This window comes from Sorangium sp. So ce1153 (assembly GCF_051521595.1).
Taxonomy (GTDB): Bacteria; Myxococcota_A; Polyangia; order Polyangiales; family Polyangiaceae; genus Sorangium.
In genome coordinates this window covers 4731892-4751580 of record NZ_CP150361.1, presented here as the reverse complement: position 1 = coordinate 4751580, position 19689 = coordinate 4731892, and the positions used below count along the sequence as shown (strand labels likewise).

At 73.3% G+C, this 19689-nt stretch carries 12 protein-coding genes; 6 read left to right on the top strand and 6 right to left on the bottom strand.

The features are described 5' to 3' along the window. Positions 1 to 31 precede the first annotated feature (31 nt). From WME85_RS16965 to WME85_RS16955, 3 genes are read left to right on the top strand one after another with little or no spacing between them, the layout of a single operon-like run. Positions 32 to 1723 carry a tetratricopeptide repeat protein gene (locus WME85_RS16965; protein ID WP_437839545.1) on the top strand — a complete coding sequence of 564 codons (1692 nt, stop codon included), beginning with the start codon at positions 32 to 34 and terminating at the stop codon, positions 1721 to 1723. Continuing rightward, positions 1713 to 2369: a CDP-diacylglycerol--glycerol-3-phosphate 3-phosphatidyltransferase gene (gene pgsA / locus WME85_RS16960; RefSeq protein ID WP_437839543.1), complete on the top strand. Its 657-nt coding sequence runs from the start codon at positions 1713 to 1715 to the stop codon at positions 2367 to 2369. The genes WME85_RS16965 and pgsA overlap by 11 nt, the downstream gene beginning before the upstream one ends. A 44-nt stretch (positions 2370 to 2413) precedes the next feature. Beyond that, the gene (locus tag WME85_RS16955) at positions 2414 to 2899 is read left to right on the top strand and encodes a hypothetical protein (protein WP_437839541.1); all 486 of its coding nucleotides are present in this window, start codon (positions 2414 to 2416) and stop codon (positions 2897 to 2899) included. A 259-nt stretch (positions 2900 to 3158) separates the two neighbouring features. Here WME85_RS16955 and WME85_RS16950 read toward each other — a convergent pair whose 3' ends face one another. Next, positions 3159 to 5447 (bottom strand): hypothetical protein, encoded by a 2289-nt coding sequence (locus WME85_RS16950; protein ID WP_437839539.1) that lies wholly within the window; start codon positions 5445 to 5447, stop codon positions 3159 to 3161. A gap of 223 nt (positions 5448 to 5670) precedes the next feature. On the opposite strand from WME85_RS16950, the gene WME85_RS16945 reads away from it, so the two are divergent. Continuing rightward, positions 5671 to 5967 carry a hypothetical protein gene (locus WME85_RS16945; protein ID WP_437839537.1) on the top strand — a complete coding sequence of 99 codons (297 nt, stop codon included), beginning with the start codon at positions 5671 to 5673 and terminating at the stop codon, positions 5965 to 5967. Beyond that, the gene (locus WME85_RS16940) at positions 5964 to 6512 is read left to right on the top strand and encodes a hypothetical protein (RefSeq protein ID WP_437839535.1); all 549 of its coding nucleotides are present in this window, start codon (positions 5964 to 5966) and stop codon (positions 6510 to 6512) included. Before WME85_RS16945 ends, WME85_RS16940 begins: the two co-directional genes overlap by 4 nt. A gap of 13 nt (positions 6513 to 6525) precedes the next feature. Here WME85_RS16940 and WME85_RS16935 read toward each other — a convergent pair whose 3' ends face one another. After that, positions 6526 to 7701, bottom strand: coding sequence for a hypothetical protein (locus WME85_RS16935; protein WP_437839532.1), 1176 nt, complete (start codon positions 7699 to 7701; stop codon positions 6526 to 6528). Positions 7702 to 7889: 188 nt separating this feature from the next. Between WME85_RS16935 and WME85_RS16930 the strand changes: the two genes are divergently transcribed. Continuing rightward, positions 7890 to 8282 carry a DUF423 domain-containing protein gene (locus tag WME85_RS16930; RefSeq protein WP_437839530.1) on the top strand — a complete coding sequence of 131 codons (393 nt, stop codon included), beginning with the start codon at positions 7890 to 7892 and terminating at the stop codon, positions 8280 to 8282. Positions 8283 to 8336: 54 nt separating this feature from the next. Here the strand turns inward: WME85_RS16930 and WME85_RS16925 are convergent, their stop codons facing one another. The 4 genes from WME85_RS16925 to WME85_RS16910 all read right to left on the bottom strand — a co-directional run bounded on the left by WME85_RS16925 (position 8337) and on the right by WME85_RS16910 (position 19581). Then, positions 8337 to 11654, bottom strand: a complete 3318-nt coding sequence (locus WME85_RS16925; RefSeq protein WP_437839527.1) for an efflux RND transporter permease subunit — start codon at positions 11652 to 11654, stop codon at positions 8337 to 8339. A gap of 1 nt (position 11655) precedes the next feature. Continuing rightward, positions 11656 to 12723, bottom strand: coding sequence for an efflux RND transporter periplasmic adaptor subunit (locus WME85_RS16920; RefSeq protein ID WP_437839524.1), 1068 nt, complete (start codon positions 12721 to 12723; stop codon positions 11656 to 11658). Positions 12724 to 13206: 483 nt separating this feature from the next. Continuing rightward, the gene (locus tag WME85_RS16915) at positions 13207 to 14769 is read right to left on the bottom strand and encodes a hypothetical protein (RefSeq protein ID WP_437839522.1); all 1563 of its coding nucleotides are present in this window, start codon (positions 14767 to 14769) and stop codon (positions 13207 to 13209) included. A 177-nt stretch (positions 14770 to 14946) separates the two neighbouring features. After that, positions 14947 to 19581, bottom strand: coding sequence for a DEAD/DEAH box helicase (locus WME85_RS16910; RefSeq protein WP_437839520.1), 4635 nt, complete (start codon positions 19579 to 19581; stop codon positions 14947 to 14949). Between the last annotated feature and the right edge of the window lie 108 nt (positions 19582 to 19689).

Below are 19689 nucleotides of genomic sequence, written 5' to 3'. Positions count from 1 at the left end.
CGTGTGCGTTTTCGTGTACGATCCACCCGCGATGCCCGAGCGCGACGATCCCCGGCCTTCCACCCGCGAAGTCGCAGCGGAGGAGTTCCTGTTCCACCTGCACCGGGGCAGCGAGCTCCTGCAGGACAACCGGGTCCACGCCGCGAAGGCGGAGCTCGAGCGCGCCCTCTCGCTCCAGCCGAGCGATCCGAAGGGGCAGGACCTCCTCGGCATCGTCTACTTCCGGCTCGGTCTCTACCCGCGCGCGATCGCGATCTACGAGCGGCTGATCCAGGCCCACCCGGACGCCGTCGAGCCGCGGATCAACCTCGCGCTCTCGTACCTCAAGACCGGACAGCCGGCGCAGGCGCGGTCCGAGCTCGAGAAGGCGCTCGAGCAGAACCCGAAGCACCAGCGCGCCTGGGGCTACCTCGGGCTCGCGTTCCAGCGCATGGGCGACTACGAGCGCGCGAGCCACGCGTTCGCGGCGGGCGGCCACGACGCGATGGCGCGCCGGCTGCTCGACATGACGAGCGGCGCGACGGGCCGGTACCCGATCGAGCCGCCGGACACCGAGGACCAGCCGCCGATCGAGGCCAAGGCCGAGGCGAGGGCCGAGGTGCAGCGGGCCGCGGGCGAGGCGGTGCAGGCGCTCGAGCGCACCGGCGCCGGCTTCCGCCACGACTCGGATCTGCCGCGCATCCCGTCCGGGACCTGGTCGGCGATCGAGCCTGGCCGCGAGACGATGCCGACCATCCCGGCGCCGCCGTCGGTCCGCAGCCTCGGGGCGGACGGTCGCCCCGGAGCGTCGGGCGGCGCGGCGGGCGCGAACCGAGCGTCCGGCCCGAGGGGCGGCGCGGCGCCGACCGTCCCGTCGATGCCGGCGGTGCAGGCGCCGCCCGGCGGCGGCGTGCACCCGTCCGTGCGCCGCGTCTCGGTGGCGCCCGAGGAGCCCTCGATGACGGGCCGCTTCAGCGTCGCCGTCCCGGCGACGAGCGACGCGTCGCTGGCGAGCAGGAAGGCCGCCGCGCGGTCGTCGTCGCTGCCGCCGCCGACGGCGGCGCCCGGGACGCCGCCGCCGGCCACGACGCCGCTCGCGGTGCAGCCGCCGGAGACCTTGCTGGGGGTGGTGCGCGAGCGGCTGCTCGTCTTCCCGCGCGACGTCACGGTCGCGCGGCACGCGACAGGCGTCGTGCTCGTGCAGGGAGCGAAGGGCTTCGTGGTTCGCCTCGACGCGCTGCGCACGATGAGCACGCACTCCGGGACCGCCACGCACGTGCTGAAGCGGCAGGCGCGCGGCCGCATCTTCGACGAGCCGCTCGGCGGGCCGAGCACGCCGTTCATCGAGATCGGCGGGCGCTGCGAGCTCGTGCTCGGGGCGCCGGACGGCCGGCGGCTCCACGCCGTGACGATCGGGGAGGAGCCGATCTACATGCGCGAGGACGTCCTCGTCGGCTTCGAGCTGCCGATCAGCTACGAGAACGGCCGGCTGCCGGCCGGCGACGGCGAGGCGGTGGCGATGGTGCAGCTCCGCGGCCGGGGGCACGCGGTGCTCTCGGTGCCGGAGCGCGCCGCCGCGCTGGAGATCACGCCGACGCGGCCGACGTCGATGCGCGCGACCGCGGTGCTCGGGTGGATGGGCCGGCTCCTGCCGCGCACGCTGCCCGCCGCCGAGGCGCCGGGCGGGGTGCAGGGGTTCGTGACGTTCGGTGGAGAGGGGATGGTTCTCGTCGATGGTCGCTAGCGCGGACACCTCGCTGCGGGGCATCAAGGCGCAGCGGCGGAGGACGCTCTGGGAGGACGCGAAGAACGTCCCGAACCTGCTCACGTTCGCCCGGATCGTCATGATCCCGGCCGTCCTCCTGCTCCTGTCGAGGGGCGCGCCGCGGGACTGCTTCTGGGCCGCGTGCGTCTACTCGCTCGCGGCGCTCACGGACATGCTCGACGGCTACCTGGCGCGACGGCAGGGGCTCGTGAGCGTGCTCGGCAAGTTCCTCGATCCGCTGGCCGACAAGCTCATCGTCACGAGCACGCTGGTGTGGCTGGTCCCGATGGGCCGGATCCCGGCGTGGGCGGTGGTGCTGCTCATCTCGCGCGAGATCACGATCACGGCGCTCCGGTCGATCGCGTCGACGGAGGGGCTCGTCATCGCGGCGGGCGACGGCGGGAAGATCAAGACCGCGCTGCAGATGATCGGCATCGTCTGCCTGATCCTCGGCTATCCGTACCGCATCCACCTCGGCGTCGACTTCGGAGAGGTGGACGTGGTGCACGTCGGGCGGCTGCTCATCTACCTGTCGCTCATCTTCTCGGTCACGAGCGCCGCGCAGTACATGGGCCTGTTCATCGACGCGATCGACGCGAAGAACCGGCCTGCTCCGCCGCAGTAGATGGGCGATAGGCAAGCCCGCCTGGTTCTGCTAGACCAGCGCGCGTGAAAGCCCCGAAGACGTCGCAGAACGCCCTGCGCCCCGCGCTCCTCCTGGCCGCGCTCGCCGCGGCGATCGTCGCCTCCGCCGCGAGCTGCAGCGACCAGCGCGAGGGCGAGCCTTGCGAGATCGCGAACGGCAGCGAGGACTGCGCCGCCGGCCTCGAGTGCAGGGCGATCGGCCAGCAACAGCAACAGCATCGCTGCTGCAGGCCGGGCGTCATCACGCAGGTCTGCGATCCCTCCCAGGAGCCGACGACCGCCAGCTCGACCGGCACCGGTACCACCACGAGCACGACCGCTACCGGTCCCGCCACGGGAACGGGCAGCGGCGGCACGGGCGGCGACGGCGGCGGCACGGGCGGCGACGGCGGCGGCACGGGCGGCGACGGCGGGGCCGGCGGCAATGGCGCGGGTGGCAACGGCGGAGGCGGCGCGGGCGCGGCCGGCACGGGCGGCAATGGCGGGGCCGGCGGCGCCGGCGGTCGCTAGCGCCCAACGCTCACAGACGATCTTTCTCAGAACACTCTTCCGGCTGTTCCCCTTCGCACGACGATACCGTCAGCGTGCGGGCCAGGTATTCGAAGAGAAGATTTTAACCACAGAGGCACAGAGGACACAGAGGAGAGGGAAAGAAGAAATTATCTCTCCTTCTCTTCTCTGTGCCCTCTGTGCCTCTGTGGTTTTTCTTCTCTTGTTCTCGGGCTTTCTACGTTGACGAGGAAAGCCTCTGGTGATGACGGGCGGCGGCTCAGCCGCGAGCCCGGCGCGCGCGGCGCCTGAGCACCGCCGCACCGGCGAGCGCGATCCCCGAGAGCGCCGCCCAGGGGGCAGCGGGCGCGCTCGGCGCGGCGGCGCGGCACGCGCACCCCTCCACCTTCGTGTCCGCGGGCGGATAGCGGGTCGGCTCGGGCGTCGCGCCGCCCGACGAGCCGGTCTCCGGCTCAACAGGGTCCACGGGGTCCACGGGATCCACCGGCGGCTCGACCCCGATATCGGCGCTCTCCACCGTCGCGAAGGTGGCCGGGCAGTTCTCGTGACCGATCACCATGTAATACGTCTGCGCCGGGTTGAACGGCGGATCGGAGGTCTCGTCGATGACGATCTCACCGTACGTGTCCGTGATCTTCTCGACGCTGTAGTCATAGCTCGTGGCGACCGGCAGGAAGCCGGTCGACGAGAAGCCGACATGCCGGCCTGCCCTGACGTAGATGCTCCACTCGAGGTCGTTGCCGTCCGAGGGCTGGAGCTGCACCGTGAAGCGGATACCCTTCGCGGTCCGATCCGGCGTGCTCTTGAAGTGGAAGAGGCTCTGGAGGCTGATCTGCCCGCGGACCTCGGCGCACGACGCGCCGGAGCCCAGGATCAGCGAGTCGATGCCGAACATCTGCGTCTGCCGCAGCTTGCCCCCGCTCAGGTCGAGCACCTCGCCGCAGTCGGTCAGGCCCCGGCTCTCGAGCAGCGCGTCGACGGCGGCGGCGTCCTCCGCCGAGAGCGCGCCGGTGCTCACCAGGTCGCCGGCCGCGGTCTGGAGCGCCCGCGCGAAGTCGTCGAGCGAGCCGTTGGGAGTGAGCAGCGTCATCGCGGTCCAGACCAGCCTGTCGCCCACGGCCTGGCCGAACTTCTCGCGCAAGGACCACGCGACGCTGCCGACCAGCTCGCCGTCCTCGTGCACCTCGCCCATCAGGTCGTCAGGGCACGTCTTCGCGCTGTCCGAGAGCTCGCGCTGCATCCCGAAGAGCGCGAGCGTCGCCTCGCCGAGCGTCGAGTCGCCGTTCACGGAGCAGGCGAAGTAGTCCGCGAGGCCCTCATCGATGCTGCCGCCCCAGGGGGAGAGGCCGTAATCGCTCATCGCGAACTGACCCTCGTTGTAGCCGACCGCGTTGGCGGAGATGTAATGAGTGAACTCGTGGAGGAACACGTCGGAGTCGTCCGAGAAGTCGAAATACGAGCCCTGGCCGATGGCGATGAGGTTCGGCGCGTTGAACGGCGCCTCGGCGCCCTCGGCCGAGAAGAACGCGTTGTCCATCGGGCGACCCGACTCCAGCATGTTGGCGACCGCGATCAGGCGCCAGCTCGGCGCGGTCATGTCGAGCTGATGGATCGAGGCGAAGTAGTCGCGCATCCGGGTGAGGTGGTAATAGATGCCCACCTGCGCGAACTGGTCGTGCGCGTCGTGCTCGCTCGCGGGCGGGTCGTACAGGAAGTCGTCCCCCGAGTTCGGCCTGACGCTCTGCTCCAGGGTGAGCGGGACGCCGGACGCGAGATCGCCGTCCACGTAGTTCGTCACCTTGAGGTTGCCGCTCCAGCCGCTCAGGGTCTGGGGATCCGCGGCGTCGAGATCGCTCAGCTCGCGATCCTCGGGCTCGGGCGTGACCGCGGAGCTGATCGGGTAGACGCGCCCGCGCGCGTCGACGGCGAGCGGCCGCCGGTGGACGATCTTCCCGGTGTGCGCGTCGACGAGGTAGCGGTCCCCGCCGCGCTCGGACCGGACGTCGACGACCCAGACGAGCTTGCCCCCCGTCTCCGCCTCGGGGAACACGGCGAGCGCCGCGCTCGGCCGCTGGGCGAGCGTCATCCCGTACGTCGCCTCCACCACCTCCTGCGCGGCCTCCTCCCGGTACTTCGGCGTCGGCGGCACCGACAGCTCCCGCGCCACGTCGACCACCGCGACCTTCACGAGGTTGTCCGGGGTGACATGGACCGCCGCGGCGGCGCCGAGCACGGGCAGGCCGGCGTGGAATTGCTCGAACCGGACGGTGCGGTGATCGCCGGCCGGGAGCTCCTTCTGATAACGAAGCGTGACGCCATGAAGCCGGAGCTCGGAGGCAGCGTGCTTCAGATACACCTCCGCCGCCTCGCGCGCGCTCGCCGCGCCGCGGGCGGACACGGCCGCCGCGGGCGCGCCCGGCCGGATCCCGCGGAGCGCGTCGCCCCCGCGGAGCGCGTCGACGACGTGCCAGTCGGACGCGGCGGCAGACCCCGCGGACACCAGGGTTGCGAGCGCGGTCAACGGAAGCAAGAGCAGCTGTCGTCTCATGGATCTTCTCTCCGGCTGGGTTTCTGCAAGCAGCGCTCGCGTGAGGCGCGGCGAGGCCGGACCGACGAGCGCGACCAACGTATCGAGTTACGTTGGGTGTTCAAGGAGGAGCGGCGCGGCGCTCCCCCGGAAAAGTGAGGATGTGTGGCCCTCGTTGGCTTCTTGCCTGAACTCCCTGGTGAGCATGCGTGGTATGTCTCGGGGACGTCCGGCGCAGGTCCACGTGGCTCTCTCTGAAACAAACACCTCGACCGTGTCCCCGGACACGGTCGCCCCGAGCGACATCGCCGGCGCGGCGTCACCCCTGCCCGGCACGGCGCACGTCGGCCGCGGCGCGCTCGATATCGTCAAGGACGCCGTCCCGCGCTGTTTCCAGCTCGCGCGCTGCTCCCGGCGCGGAGGGCTCGGGGACAGGCGCGACATGGAGCTCACGATGCTCGAATGGTACCGCGCTTTCGCGCCCGCGGACGGGGTGTCGTCGCTCGAAGACGTGCTCGCCTTCCCCCGCGGCTGGCTGTGACCTCCGGCGCGATACCCGGCGGCGCGCGGCTCTCGCCGGAGGTGTTGTCGCAGCTCGCGCGCAAGTACCGCACGCTCGCGGAGCTCCGGCGCGCGCGTGCGGCGGGCGAGCCGATCCCGGGCAAGGAGGTGTTCCGCGCGCTCGCGGGGGAGTTCCCGGGTGCGCTGAACGAGCTCGACAACCTCCCGGCCGACGAGATCGAGCGGCGCGGCGAGGCGCTCGCGCGGGCCCTCGCCGGGGGCCCGGAGGAGCGCTGGATGGCGTGGATGCACGGCTACCACGCGCTGATGCGGGCCGCGCTCTACGTGAAGATCCGCGTGGCGCGGCGGGCGGCGCTCTCCGAGGGCGAGGCGGCGGCGCTCGCGGAGCGGGCGGCGAGGCACGCGGGCGCGCCGGTCGACGCCGCGTTCGTGATCGCGGTCAAGTCGCCGCCGGACGGCCGGCTGAACCGGCTGGTCCTCGGCCTCCTCGCGGCGACGTTCGGGGCGCCCGCCGAGGAGATCCGGGGGACGATCTTCCCGCGGCGGCCGGCCCCAGGCGGCTGAGGCGCGGCGCGCTTCACTTCACGGGGATGTAGGGCTCGTCGCCGATCAGCGCCTTGAACTCGGGCTCGTTGAAGAACACCTCCAGGTCGTCCTCGCCCGGCGTGCGCTGGGGGTGCTCGGGGTGCCACAGGAGCGAGAGCCAGTAGCGGCCCATCTCCTGGCTCTGGCTGAGGACCTTGCGGGCCGCCTCGAGCGCGCACCGCTTCGCCTCCTCGTACACCCTGGGCTCGCGCGCCGCGCGCTGGCCCTGCGCCGCCGCGTAGCGCAGCCAGAAGAGGAAGTTGTCCGGCTCTCCCTCGCGGGCGATGTACTCCTCGGCGATGCGGATCGCGTCCGCGTACCCCATGCGCTCGGGGGGGTCGTAGAGCCGGTCGAGCATCCGCTTCATCGCGTCCTCGAGCTGCTCGGCGCGCTGCTTCGCCTGGAGCAGGACCTGCTCGGCCCTGGCCTGCGCGCGCTCGAAGGTCTCCGTGGCGGAGCGCTCGGCCACGGCGGCGTCGGCGATCGCCTTGCTCGCCGAGCGCTCGGCGATCGCCAGGCGGACCATCGCCTTGCGCAGGTGCTCGTCGGCGCGCCGGAACATCGGGCTCAGGACCACGCGCGTCCAGATGTAGCCGTACAGGAAGCCGAACACGGAGGCGTAGGCGATGGCGCCGAGCGCGAACTTCCCCGCCTCCGGGTGCTGCGGCATGCCCGAGCCGAGCCAGACGGAGAAGCGCACGAGGGCAGAGGGGATGTCGTTCAGCTGGGTGAGACCGACGCCGACGAGGATCTTGGAGAGCCAGTCGGAGATCTGCTCGAGGTTCGTGTTCGGCGAGTAGACCGCCACCACGCCGTCCACGCGGCCGGCGGCCGCGGCGGCCCTCGCCTGGGGCGCGCCGCCGTCGTCGACCACCGTGCGCGGGATCCCGAACAGAAACCCGAGGAGGATGCCCACGAGCGCCGCGGCGCCCGTGACGAGGATGCCCGCGGCGAACGCCTCGGCGAACGTCTGCCACGAGCCGAAGTGCGCCGCGTAGAGGGCCAGGCCGAGGATGCCGAGCGCCACCGAGGCCCGCACCTTGGTGCGCAACCCCTGGATGTCGCCCCCGTCCTTGACGGCGAGCTCGCGCTCTCGCGCCGCGAGCGTCTCGCGCAGGGCGTTGAGCTCCTGGTCCGCGCTCTGGTTCTGGTCCGGCTCGCTCGCCATGCCCACAGGCCTCCGCGGGGAGCTCTGCTGCGCTCCTCCCCCGAGCACCTCTACGAGACCGCACGGCAAGGAGGCCGTCAACCGGGGCGTCGCCCGCGGCGGCCGGCGATGGAGCTGCCGCGCGAGCCCGCGGCGGCCGCGCGCGCGCCTCGTGACGCGCTCTGGCCATGGACTAAGCTCCGCGCCCGATGGAACGGCTCTTCTTCGTGCTCTCGGGCGTCTACGGGTTCCTCGGGGTGGCGCTCGGCGCGTTCGGCGCCCACGGCCTCAAGGCGCGGCTGGACGCGCTGCCGGACGGCGCGCTGCGCGCTTCCTGGTGGCAGACCGGATCCCAGTACCACCTCATCCACGCGCTCGCGCTCGCGCTGGCCGCCCACCTCGCCGCGCGCACCGGCGGGCCTTCAGCGACCGCCGCCGGCTTCCTCTTCGCGGGCGGCGTGCTCCTGTTCTCCGGCAGCCTCTACGTGATGACCCTGACCGGCACCCGCGCCCTCGGCGCGGTCACGCCGCTCGGCGGGCTGCTGCTGCTCGCGGGCTGGGTCTCGGTGACCGTGGCCGCGCTCGGCATCGCGAAGGGGTGACCGGCCCCGGCGCCGCGCGGCCCACGTTGTCCGTCGCGCGCGCGCACGCCCGGCCTACGTTGTCCGTCGCGCGCGCACGCGCGCGACGAGCTGGCCGACGCGCGCCGACGCCCGCTCGCGGAGCGCGCCCACGCGCGCCCGCAGGCGCCCCCATCGCTCGCTGTGCGCGAGATCGTCGAGCAGCGAGTACGAGACAGGCGTGACGATCAGCGTGAGCAGCAGGCTCAGCGACTGGCCGCCGATGACCACCACGGCGATCGTGTGGCGCTCCTCGGCCCCGGGCCCCGTGCCCAGCCAGAGCGGGAGCATGCCCGCGACGAGGGCCAGCGTGGTCATGAGGATGGGCCGCAGCCGGTCTCGGTTCGCCTGGAGGATCGCCTCCGCGCGCGGCATGCCCTCGGCGCGGAGCTTGTTCATGTGGTCGACCTGGAGGATCGAGTTCTTCTTCACCACGCCGAACAGCACGAGGAAGCCGAGCGCCGAGTACAGGTTGAGCGTGTTCCCCGTCGCCCACAGGCTGAGCAGCGCGAACGGCACCGACAGCGGGAGGGAGAGCAGGATCGTGACCGGGTGCACGAGGCTCTCGAACTGCGACGCGAGGATCATGTACATGAGCACGATCGACAGGAGGAACGCCCAGATGAACTCGCCGAACGTGCGCTCCAGCTCCGCGCCGCGGCCGCGCACGCTGGTCGTGTACGCCGAGGGCATGTCCATCTCGCGCGCGGCGCCGCGCAGCGCCTCCAGCCGGTCGGCCAGCGCGTAGCCGGGAGCGACGCCGGCGCGCAGGCTCGATACCCGCTGCCTGTCGAGGCGGTCGATGCGCGACGGGCTCTTCGCCTCCTCGATGCGCACCAGGTTGTCGAGCCGCACGAGGTCGCCCCGGAGCAGCGGCGACGCGGCCGCCGGTGGCGCCGCGGCGCCGGCGGACGCCGCCGCGGGCGCCGGCGAGGCGCGCGTCGTCCGGGGCACGTACAGGCGGCGGACGGCCGAGAGCCGGTCGCGATCCTCCTCGATGAGCCGCAGCTGTACGTCGTAGTTCTCGTTCGCGAGCTCGTCGCGGAAGCGCGAGACCTCCTCGTCTCCGCCCACCATCAGGCGCAGCGCGGTCGCGATGTCGTCCGTCCGGACCCCGAGATCCGCGGCGCGCTCGCGGTCGATCAGCACGCGGAGCTCGGGCCGGTCGATCTTCAGCGTCACGTCCGCGTCCACGATGCCGCCGAGCTTCGCGGAGCGGTCCCGGAGCTCGTTCGCGTAGCGCTCGAGCGCCTCGATGTCGGGCCCCTGGATGGCGAAGTCGATCTCGAAGTTCCCGCCGCCGATGTTGAACGACGGCACGTTGCGGACCGAGATCCGCAGGTCGGAGTACTTGCGCAGCTTGCGCCGCACCTCCTGCATCACCTCGTTCTGCGAGTAATTGTCCCGGAACGCGCGGAGCGGGTTGCCCGAGAACGTCTCGCGGAACAGGCGCGTGATCGAGAACGTGCGCTCGTCGTGCGGGGCGATGCGGACGAACGCCTCGCCCGAGCTGACGCCGCCGACGAAGCTGCCGCCCGCCGTGGCGAGCACGCTCCGCACCCCGCGCACCCCGCGGACGTCCTCGCTGATCTGCCGCATCACGTCGTCCATCGCGCCGATGCTCGCGCTGAGCGGGGCCGTGACGCGGATCTCGAACTCGGCGTCGTCCGCGCCCGAGGGGATGTACTCCTGCTTCACGAGCCCGTAGAGCGGCACCGCCGACGCCATCACCAGGAGGGCGGAGACGGCGACGAGCGCGCGGTGCCGCATCGCGAAGGCGAGGGCGCCCGTGTACCTGGCCTCGAGCCGCCCGTAGAAGCCCTGGCGCGTCTTCACCTCGCCCTCGCCGCCCTCCGCCTCGTGCGCGCGGCTCGCCTCCTTGCGGAGCAGGCGCGCGCTCATCATCGGGGTCAGCGAGAAGCTGACGAGGAGGCTCACGAGGATCGCGACGGTGGCGGTGATCCCGAACTGGAACAGGAAGCGCCCCGAGATCGACGACATGAACGACACGGGGACGAAGATGACGACGAGCGACAGCGTCGTCGCGAGGACGGCGAGCCCGATCTCCTGCGTGGCGGCCCTCGCCGCCTCGAAGGAATCCATCTTCTTCTCCTCGACGAAGCGGAAGATGTTCTCGAGCACGACGATGGCGTCGTCGATGACGATGCCCACCATCAGCACGAGCGCGAGCATCGTCACGCTGTTCAGCGTGAAGTCGAGCGCCCACATCATGCCGAACGTCGCGACGACAGACGTCGGGATGGCGATCCCCGCGATGATCGTGGAGCGCCACGACCTCATGAACAGGAGGACGACCGCGCAGGCCAGGATGCTGCCGAGCACGAGGTGCACGTTGATCTCGTGCAGCGCCGTGTAGATGTAGCCCGACTGGTCGCGGATCACCTCGAGCTTCACGTCCGCCGGCAGCTGCTCGGTGAGCTTCGCCACGTTGGCCTTCACGGCCTCGATCACCGCGACCGTGTTCGCGCCCGACTGCCGCACGACGTCGAGGACGACGGTGGGCTTGCCGTCGAGGCGCGCCAGCGACCGCTGCTCGTAGGTGCCGTCCTCGGCACGGCCGATGTCGCGCACCCGGACGGGCCGCCCGTCGACGCTGGCGACGACCAGGTTGTTGAAGTCGCCCGCGTTCTCGAGGCGGCCCATCGTGCGCAGCGTCCGCTCCTCCTCCTTCCCGGTGACGTTCCCCGCGGGGATGTTCGCGTTCTGCTGGACGATGGCGTCGCGGACGGCGGTGATCGGGATGCCGTAGGCGGCGAGCCGATCGGCGTTCAGCCAGATCTTGATGGCGCGCTCCTGCCCGCCCACGACGCGCACCTCGCCGACGCCCGACGAGCGCTCGAGCTGCACGCGCACGAGCTTGTCCGCGACCTCGGTGAGCTCCCGGATCGATCGATCGGCGGACAGGGCGATCGACATCACCGGGGTCGAGTCGTTGTCCTGCTTCGCGATGATCGGCGGCTGGGTGCCCGCGGGGAGGCTGCGCAGCGCCGCCTGCACGCGGTCGCGCACGTCCTGAGCCGCCGAGTCGACGTCCCGGTCGAGGTTGAAGGTGGCGATGACGACGGAGTTGCCGCTCGACGAGATCGAGCGGAGCTCCGTGATCCCCTCGACCGTGTTGACCGCCTCCTCGATCTCCTCGGTGATCTCCGCCTCGACGTCCTCGGGCGCGCCGCCGGGCAGCGCGGTGCGGACCGAGACCGTGGGCAGGTCCACGGCGGGGAAGCGATCCACGCCCAGCTTGAAGTACGCGACGGAGCCGACGACGACGAGCGCGAGCCCGAGCATCGCGGCGAAGACGGGCCGCTGGATGCAGATCCTGGCGAGCGTTTGCATCCTAGCCCCCCTCCACCACGCGCACCGGCTGCCCCTGCTGGAGCGAGCCTGGCTTGGCGACGACGGACTCCCCCGCCGCGAGGCCGGAGACGATCTCGATGCGATCCCCGGCGGCCCTCCCGGTGGCGACCTGCTTCTCCTTCGCCTTGCCGTTCTCGACCGTGATCACCTTCGTGAGGCCGGCGAACCGGACGATGGCGCTCGCGGGCACCGACGGCGCGGGCTTCGAGCTCACGACGATCTGCGCGCTGACGAGGCTGCCTGGCCGCAGGTGGCCGGGGTTCTTGATGTCGCTCTCCACGAGCAGCGTCCGGCTCTGCTGGTCGAGCGCGGGCGCGAGGCGCGCGACGGTCCCCGCGTAGACCGCGCTGTCCCCCGGGACGGTGACGCGCACCTGCTGCCCGGCGCGCACGCCGGCCGCGTCCGTCTCCGGGATGGCCACGCGCAGCCGCAGCGGGTCGATCCTGACGATCTCCACGACCGGCGCCCCGGCGGCGAGGTACTGGCCCACGCTCGCCCGGCGCGCCTGGACGACGCCGTCGATCGGCGACCGCACCACGGCGTCGGCGAGCTGCTGCCGCGCCATGCGCAGCTCGGAGCGCCGCTGGCGCACCGTCGCCTGGCGGATGCGCACCTCCTCGCGCGCGGACTGCACGGCCGTCTCCGCGCGGACCGCCGCCGCCTCGGCCGCGTCGCGGTCCATGCCCGACATCAGCCCCTCCTGAGCGAGGTTGCGCGCGCGGATCTGGTTGGCCTGCGCCTCCTTCAGCGTCGCGAGGGCCTCTCGCACGATGGCCGTGCTCTCGACATCGAGCTCCATGTCAGGCCCGTCCTGAGGCAAGCCGAGCTGAGCGCGGCTCTGCGCCAGCGCGGCTGCCGCCTGCTCGATGCGCAGCTCGTAATCGCGCGTCTCGAGCTGAGCAATGACCTGATCTCGCTGGACAGGGCTCGCGAGATCGACCGCGATCGAGGCGACGCGGCCTGGCAACTTGGCCCCGACCGTCACCTGCTCATCGGCGTCCAGGGTCCCCGAGATGTCGATGGTTTGTTCAACTACGAGCTCTGTCACGGGGGCGAGTGTCACCTCCTTGGCGTCGGGAGCGGCCTTATCCGCCTTGCCTCCGGACTCGGCCTTCGCGCCCTCCGGCTTCGCGCCCTCAGCCCGAGCCGAGTCGCCTTTGCCGCACCCAGGGCCGTGAAGAAGGACGGCCAGGCACGCGAACAAGACCGTCCAGGGCACCCTGAACTGGCGCGGCGAGCGGCCCGGCGTGCAGCAGGTGGAGGCGCGGGGATGTCGAAGCGAGGAAGGGGCAATCCACATGTCGGTGGCCTCGGATGACCAGGAACGCCCCCCCGAGCGCGTTGTTGGACGAGGATATTGACGCATCAGCGTTGGGGCGCAATGTGCGCTCTGGCAGGTCGACGCCGCGTACAGTCACGGGCGCGGCGCGGCGCGCGGGGCTCCGGCCTTCTCTCGCCAGCGCGCGCTTCGGGCGGCGATCTCCGGTGGGGCGACGCGGATCGCGGCCGCGCTCCCGCCGGCGTGTGATGCTCAGGGGCCGAGCTTCACCAGGTAGCCGTCGCTCTCGCCGCGCGTCGTCACCGGACCGCCGCCGAGGTCGATGGTGCCGCGGAAGGAGCCGACGGCGAACACCTCGCCTTTGGGGCCGACGGCCACGCCGCTCGCGGACTGGATGTCTGGATCGCCGATCTGGCGGCTCCACAGGTGCTCGCCGCCGGGCCCGAGCTTGGCGATGAAGATGTCGCCGCCGTTCGACTGCCCGTTGGGATCCGTCGCCGTGCCCTTGCTCGTGAGGACGGCGCCGTCGAGATCGATCCTCCCGAGGAACGTCCCCGTGATGACCGCGTTGCCTGAAGGGTCGATCGCGATCGACGCGACGTCCTGCCGCTCCGAATCGCCGAAGCCCCGGCTGAAGAGGTGATTTCCCGCCGGATCGAACTTGGCGACGAAGAAGTTCGGCTTCGTGCCGAGCGCGACGAGCGCGCCGCCGCCGAAGTCGACGCTCCCCTGAAACACGCCGGCGAGGAAGACGTTGCCAGTCGCGTCGAACGCCACCTGAGAGGCCGTGTCGTAGAGGCTGTCGCCGAACGCCTTTTGCCACAGCAGCGCGCCGTCCGGCGCCAGCATCGCGAAGAAGATATCGTTTCCTCCGCGCGAGACGAGGGGCGGCGAGGCCGGATCGACGGTGAAGTTCTGCTCGAACGTGCCCGCGACAGCGACGTTGCCCTGCGCGTCCGCGGCCAGCCCGCCGGCCCCCAGCCAGGCCCTCTGGTCATCGATGTATTTCGTGAAGACGTGATTGCCCGCCGGGTCCAGCTTGGCGACGTAGACCGCATTGCCGCTGATCTCGTCGCCGATGGGCCCGCCGCCGAAGTCGGCCGTGCCGCCGATCGAGCCGGAGATGAGCACCGCGCCCGCGCTGTCGACAGCCACGTAGCTCAGCTCCTTCGAGTACTGATCGCCGAACCCCTTGCTCCACTCGAGCTTGCCGAGCTCGCTCTCGAACTTGGCGAGCCCGAGCCCGCCGCCGGTCTCGGGCAGCGGCCCGCCGCCGAAATCGAGGTGCTGGAAGTAGCTCCCTCCCACGAACAGCGCGCCGGTGCTCGTGTGCGCGACGTGCTGGCCACGGGGGAGGCTCAGGCTGAACGACTTGCTCCAGAGGTGCTTGCCGTCTCGATCGAACTTCGCGAGGTAGGACGCGGAGCCCTCCTGAGCGACGATGGGACCGCCGCCGAGATCGATGGCGCCGGAGAACGACCCGATGACGACCGGGTTCCCCTGCGGGTCCACCGCGACGCTGACGGCCGAATCGTAGCCGTTCTCGCCGATCTGGAGCGCCCACTGGAACCGGCCGGGCTCGGCCGTCTGGCCGCCTCCCCCTCCGCCGCTCCCGCTGCCGCTCCCGCTGCCGCCGTCTCCACCGCCGCCGGCCGGGTCGGCGCCGCCATCGCCGCTCCCGCCTCCGCCCTCGCCGACACCCCCGCTCCCACCACCATAGTTCCTCACCTTGGGAGAGCAGGCGGCGATACCGAGGGCGGCGGCCGAGAGCACCACGAGGGCACGAATGTAAGTGCTGCAGTTGGATGGATGCATTGTCCGAGTATACGGTCAGGGCGCGCGCACCGTGCCCCTCGCCGCGCGACGGCTCCTCGATCCGTCTCCTCCTTCAACGCACCACCCGTGAAGCGGTGGCGCGCGCGAGGGCTCAGCGGCGTCCCGCAGCCATGCTGATCCTCGTCGCCATCGTCGCGAGACCTCGCGGCGCGCAGCTCACACCGCAGCACCGGAAGCAACGCTGACCACGCGCGCCCGCTCGACCGGCGCGGCGGCGATCGGCGCGAGCGGGACGCCGTCGCGGTAGATGACCACGTTGCCGAGCGCGGCCGGGACGCGCGGCCCCGGCGTGACGATGCCGACCAGGTTGAGCGGATCGCACGCGCACAGCTGGACGATCTCCCCGGACGGCGGCTCGCGCCGGACGGCGCGGAGCGCGTCCAGCGCCTCGGGCAGCGCGAAGTGCTCGCCCACGAAGCCGGCGATGAGGTGCCCGCCCCGGAGCTGCCCCGCCATCTCGAGCCGGCGGTAGACCCGGAGGAGGTCGCGCCACGCCGGCGGCCGCGGCTCGCGCGCGAGCAGCTCGCGGCAGACGACGCCGTAGCGGCGGAGGTACTGGTGCGCCAGCGCCTCGACCACGTCGAGGCCGTCGCTCCCCTCGCCGCCGGCGCCGCCGGCGATGGGCGCGAACGCCTCCGCGCGCGGCCGCAGGAGCGACCACCTGCCCGACGCGACAGGGCCCGTCCGGCGCGTCCCGCCGCGCAGCCGCCCTGCGCCCAGCGCCTCGGCCCCGCCGCCGCCGAGCAGCGAGCGCAGGGCCGCGAAGCCGTCGCCGGTCACGAGGCCGGCGGCGACGAGCTCCCAGAGCGCCTCCTCGACCTCGGCCCGGGAGCGGCCCGCCCCGGCGACGATGTCGTCGAAGAACGACGCGCCCGCGCGCGAAAGGAACGACAGCACGCCCTGGGCCGGCTCGGAGAGCGACGCCGGCGGCGGCTCCCCCTCGGCCTCGCGCGGCGCGAGGAGCCACGGGAGATCGCGGCGCAGCGCCAGCGTGATCGGCGCCGCGCGCGTGGGCGCCGCCGCCTCGCGCGGGACCACGCGGCCCCAGGCCACCTCGCCGGAAAGGCAGAGCGCGTCGAGCAACCCCTGGTCGTAGCCGGCGACGCGCGCGGGCAGCACCTCCCGCTCCCACGCCCCGGCAGCGAGCTCGAAGCCCTGCAGCTGCTCGATCACGCGCCCGAGGCCCCCGGGCCCGCGCGCCTGCGTGCCCGGCCGCACGCCCTGCCACGCAAGGAGGAACCGGATGAGCTCCGCCGCGGTCGCCGGCTCGATCGCCTTGCGCAGGCCGGTGACGGTGCGGCGGTGGATGCGGGCGAGGAGGCGGCGGTCGCACCACTCGAGCGACATGTCGCCAGGCGCGATCGGTGCTCCGGGAGCGCCCGGCGCGATCGGTGCGCCAGGCGCGACCGGTGCGCCAGGCGCGACCGGTGCGCCCGGTGCGACCGGTGCGCCGGGAGCGCCCGGCGACCCTGCCCCGCCCGCTCCTGCCTGCGCCGACCCCGCCGGCGCGCTCGACCGGAAGCGCCCGCGCAGCGCGCCGCCCGCCAGCTCGATCCGCGCGAGCGCGGAGAGCGCCTCGTACGCGGGCACGTCGAGCCGCCGCGCCAGCTCCTCGGTCGAGACCGGCCCCGCGGCGCTCAGGAAGCCGCGCACGAGGGCCGTGATCGCGGCGCCGCGGTCGGCGCCACCGTCCGCGCGCAGGGCGGGCGGCACGGCGACGTCGGGCGCGAAGACGGCCTCCGGCCAGATCGCCTCCACGAGGGGCCGCCGCTCGGTCGCTACCCAGCGCGGCGCGCCCGGCGAGCCGCCACCCGCGCCGCCCGCGCCGCCCGCGCCGCCCGCGCCGCCCACGCCCGACGAGCCGCCGCCCGCGCCGCGCGCGCCGTCCACGGACGGCGCGCGCACCTCCGCCGCCCTCCCGGCGGCGCAGAGCGCCTCGAAGAGCCGCGCGAAGCCGCTCCGGATCCCCTCCTCCGCGGGGACCGCGACCCGGTCGAGCAGCAGCTCGTGCAGCTCGTCCGCGTCGCGCACGTCCGGCCGCGCCTCGTCGACCACCTCGGCGATGACCTCCGGATCGAGCCCGCCCAGCCGCTCGGCGACCTCCACCGGGAGCCCGCGCCGCACCCGGACCGCGCGGGCGCGCCGCTCCTCCAGCGGGGCGTCGTCGAGGAAGGCGTAGGGGTTCGCGTTCAGGATCTCGTGCGAGAAGACGCTCGGCTCCGGCGTGTCGAGCGTGACGGCCCGGATCGCCCCGCTCCGCAGGCCGACGAGCAGCGCGCGAAGGCCCTCGACGTCCATCAGCTCGGTCAGGCAGTCGCGCAGCGCCTCGCGGACCAGCGGGTGGTCCGGGGGATCGACGTGCGCGAACAGGCCGTGGTTGTCCTGGCAGCCCTGCTGCTCGGGGAAGATCGAGAGCAGGAGGTCGTCGGCGCGCATGCGCTGGAGCGCCGGCGGCACCCGCCGCCCCCCCCGGAAGCGCAGCAGCGCGAGCGCGCGGGACGCGGCCCAGCGGAAGCGCGTGCGGAACATCGGGCCCTGGAGCGCCGCCTGGACGAGCACCTCCTCGAGGCCCTCGGGGCGGACCAGATCGAGCACCTCCTCGAGCGGCAGCCCGTGCTCCGCCGACAGCGAGAGCAGCACGCCGTCGTCGGTCGCCGCCGCCTGGAGCTCGAAGTCGAACGAGCGGCAGAAGCGCTTGCGGAGCGCGAGCCCGAGCGCGCGGTTCACGCGGCCGCCGAGCGGCGTGTGGACGACGATCTGCTGCCCGCCGGCCTCGTCGAAGAAGCGCTCCACCACGACGGTCGCGCCGCCCGGCACCGCGCCGAGCGCCGCGCGCCCCGCCTCGATGTAGTCGCGCACGAGCAGCGCGCCGCGCGCGTCGAGCGCGCACTCCTCCATGAGCCAGCGCGCGGTCCCCGACCTGGCCGCGCGCGCTTCCTCGCCGCCGCCCTGGCCGCGCTGCGCCCCGGTCCGCTCGCCGCGCGTGTGCTCGCGCCGCTCCTCCTCCAGCCGCGCGGCGACCTCGGCGCGCAGCGCCGCGACCTCGGCCGAGAGCTCCGGCGTGCGCGCCGGCGCCTCCCCCAGCCAGAACGGCACGGTCGGCGCGGCGCCGTGGGCGTCCTCGACCCACATCTGCCCGCCCTCCAGCCGGAGCACGCGCCACGACGTGTTGCCCAGCAGGAACACGTCGCCCGCGGACGACTCGATCGCGAAGTCCTCGTCGAGCGTGCCGACCTTGGTGCCGCCGGGCTGGAGCACCACGTCCACGGCCGCGATGTCCGGGATCGCCCCGCCCGAGGTGAGCGCCGCGAGCCGCGCGCCCCGCCGCCCGCGCAGCCGGCCGCCGATCGCGTCGCGGTAGACGAGCGACCCGGCCCGCTGGCGCGCGCCCCGGGCGGCGGAGGCCCCCTCCTCCGCGGCGCTCGCGGCGCCGCCGGACACCATGGCCACGACGGCGTCGAACTCGCGGCGCGACAGGTCGGCGTACGGCGCGGCGCGGCGCACGAGCGCGTAGAGCCCCTCCTCGTCCCGGTCCTCGCACGCGCACGCGGCGATGATCTGCTGCGCCAGCACGTCGAGCGGCCCCTCGCGCGACGTCATCCGGTCGAGCTCGCCGCGCCGCGCCGCGCGCACGATCGCCGCGCACTCGACGAGCTGGTCGCGCGTCAGCGGGAAGAGCCGCCCGCGCGGCGTCGCGGCGAGCGCGTGGCCCGAGCGGCCGATGCGCTGGAGGGCGACGTTGATCGACCGCGGCGAGCCGATGAGGCAGGCGAGGTCGACCGCGCCGACGTCGATGCCGAGCTCGAGCGACGCCGTCGCGACGACGACGCGGAGCTCCCCGGCCTTGAGCCGCCGCTCCGCCGAGAGGCGCCGCGCCCTCGAGAGGCTGCCGTGGTGGGCGGCCACGACGTCCTCGCCGAGCCGCTCGGCGAGCGCGTGCGCGAGCCGCTCGACGAGGCGGCGCGTGTTGACGAAGACGAGGGTCGACCGCGCCCCGGCCGCGAGCGCCGCGAGGCGATCGTAGATCTCGGCCCACTGCTCGTTCGTGCAGACAGCGCCGAGCTCGTCGCGGGGCACCTCGACGGCGAGGTCGAGGTCCCGCCGCTGCCCGACGTCGACGATCTGCGGCAGCTCGCGCGCGCCGGCGACGAGCCGCGCGGCGATCTCGATGGGTCGGATCGTGGCGCTGAGGCCCACGCGCTGCGGCCGGGCGCCGCCGCGGCTGACGACGAGGTCCTCGAGCCGCTCGAGCGAGAGCGCGAGGTGGGCGCCGCGCTTGTCGCCCGCGACGGCGTGCACCTCGTCGAGGATCACGGTGCGCACCCCCGAGAGGGCGCGCCGCCCCGACTCGCTCGTGAGCAGGATGAACGCCGACTCCGGCGTGGTGACGAGCACGTGCGGCGGCCGGGCGGCCATGGCGCGCCGGTCCTGCGCGGGGCTGTCGCCCGTCCGCACCACGGCCCGGATGCCCGGCGGCGGGAGGCCGGCCTGCTCCATGGCCGCGGAGATCTCGGCGATCGGCTGCTCCAGGTTCCGGTGGACGTCGTGGGAGAGCGCCTTCAGGGGCGAGATGTAAAGGACGTCTGTCCGGTCCTCGAGGGCCCCTCGCGCCGCGTCGCGGACGAGCCGGTCGAGGCAGAAGAGGAACGCCGCGAGCGTCTTGCCGGCGCCGGTGGGCGCGCTGATCAGCGTGTCGCGGCCGGCGGCGATGACCGGCCAGGCGCGCTCCTGCGCGGGGGCGGGGGCGCCGAAGCGCTCGCGGAACCACCGGTCCACGACGGGGTGAAACATCCCGCCGAGGGTAGCCGGCTCGACCGTGGGGAGAAAGCGGGAGGGCGGCCGGCGCCGGGAGGCCGCGGGACGGAAGCTGGCCACCGGGCGGCGCGCTCCGGAATGCAG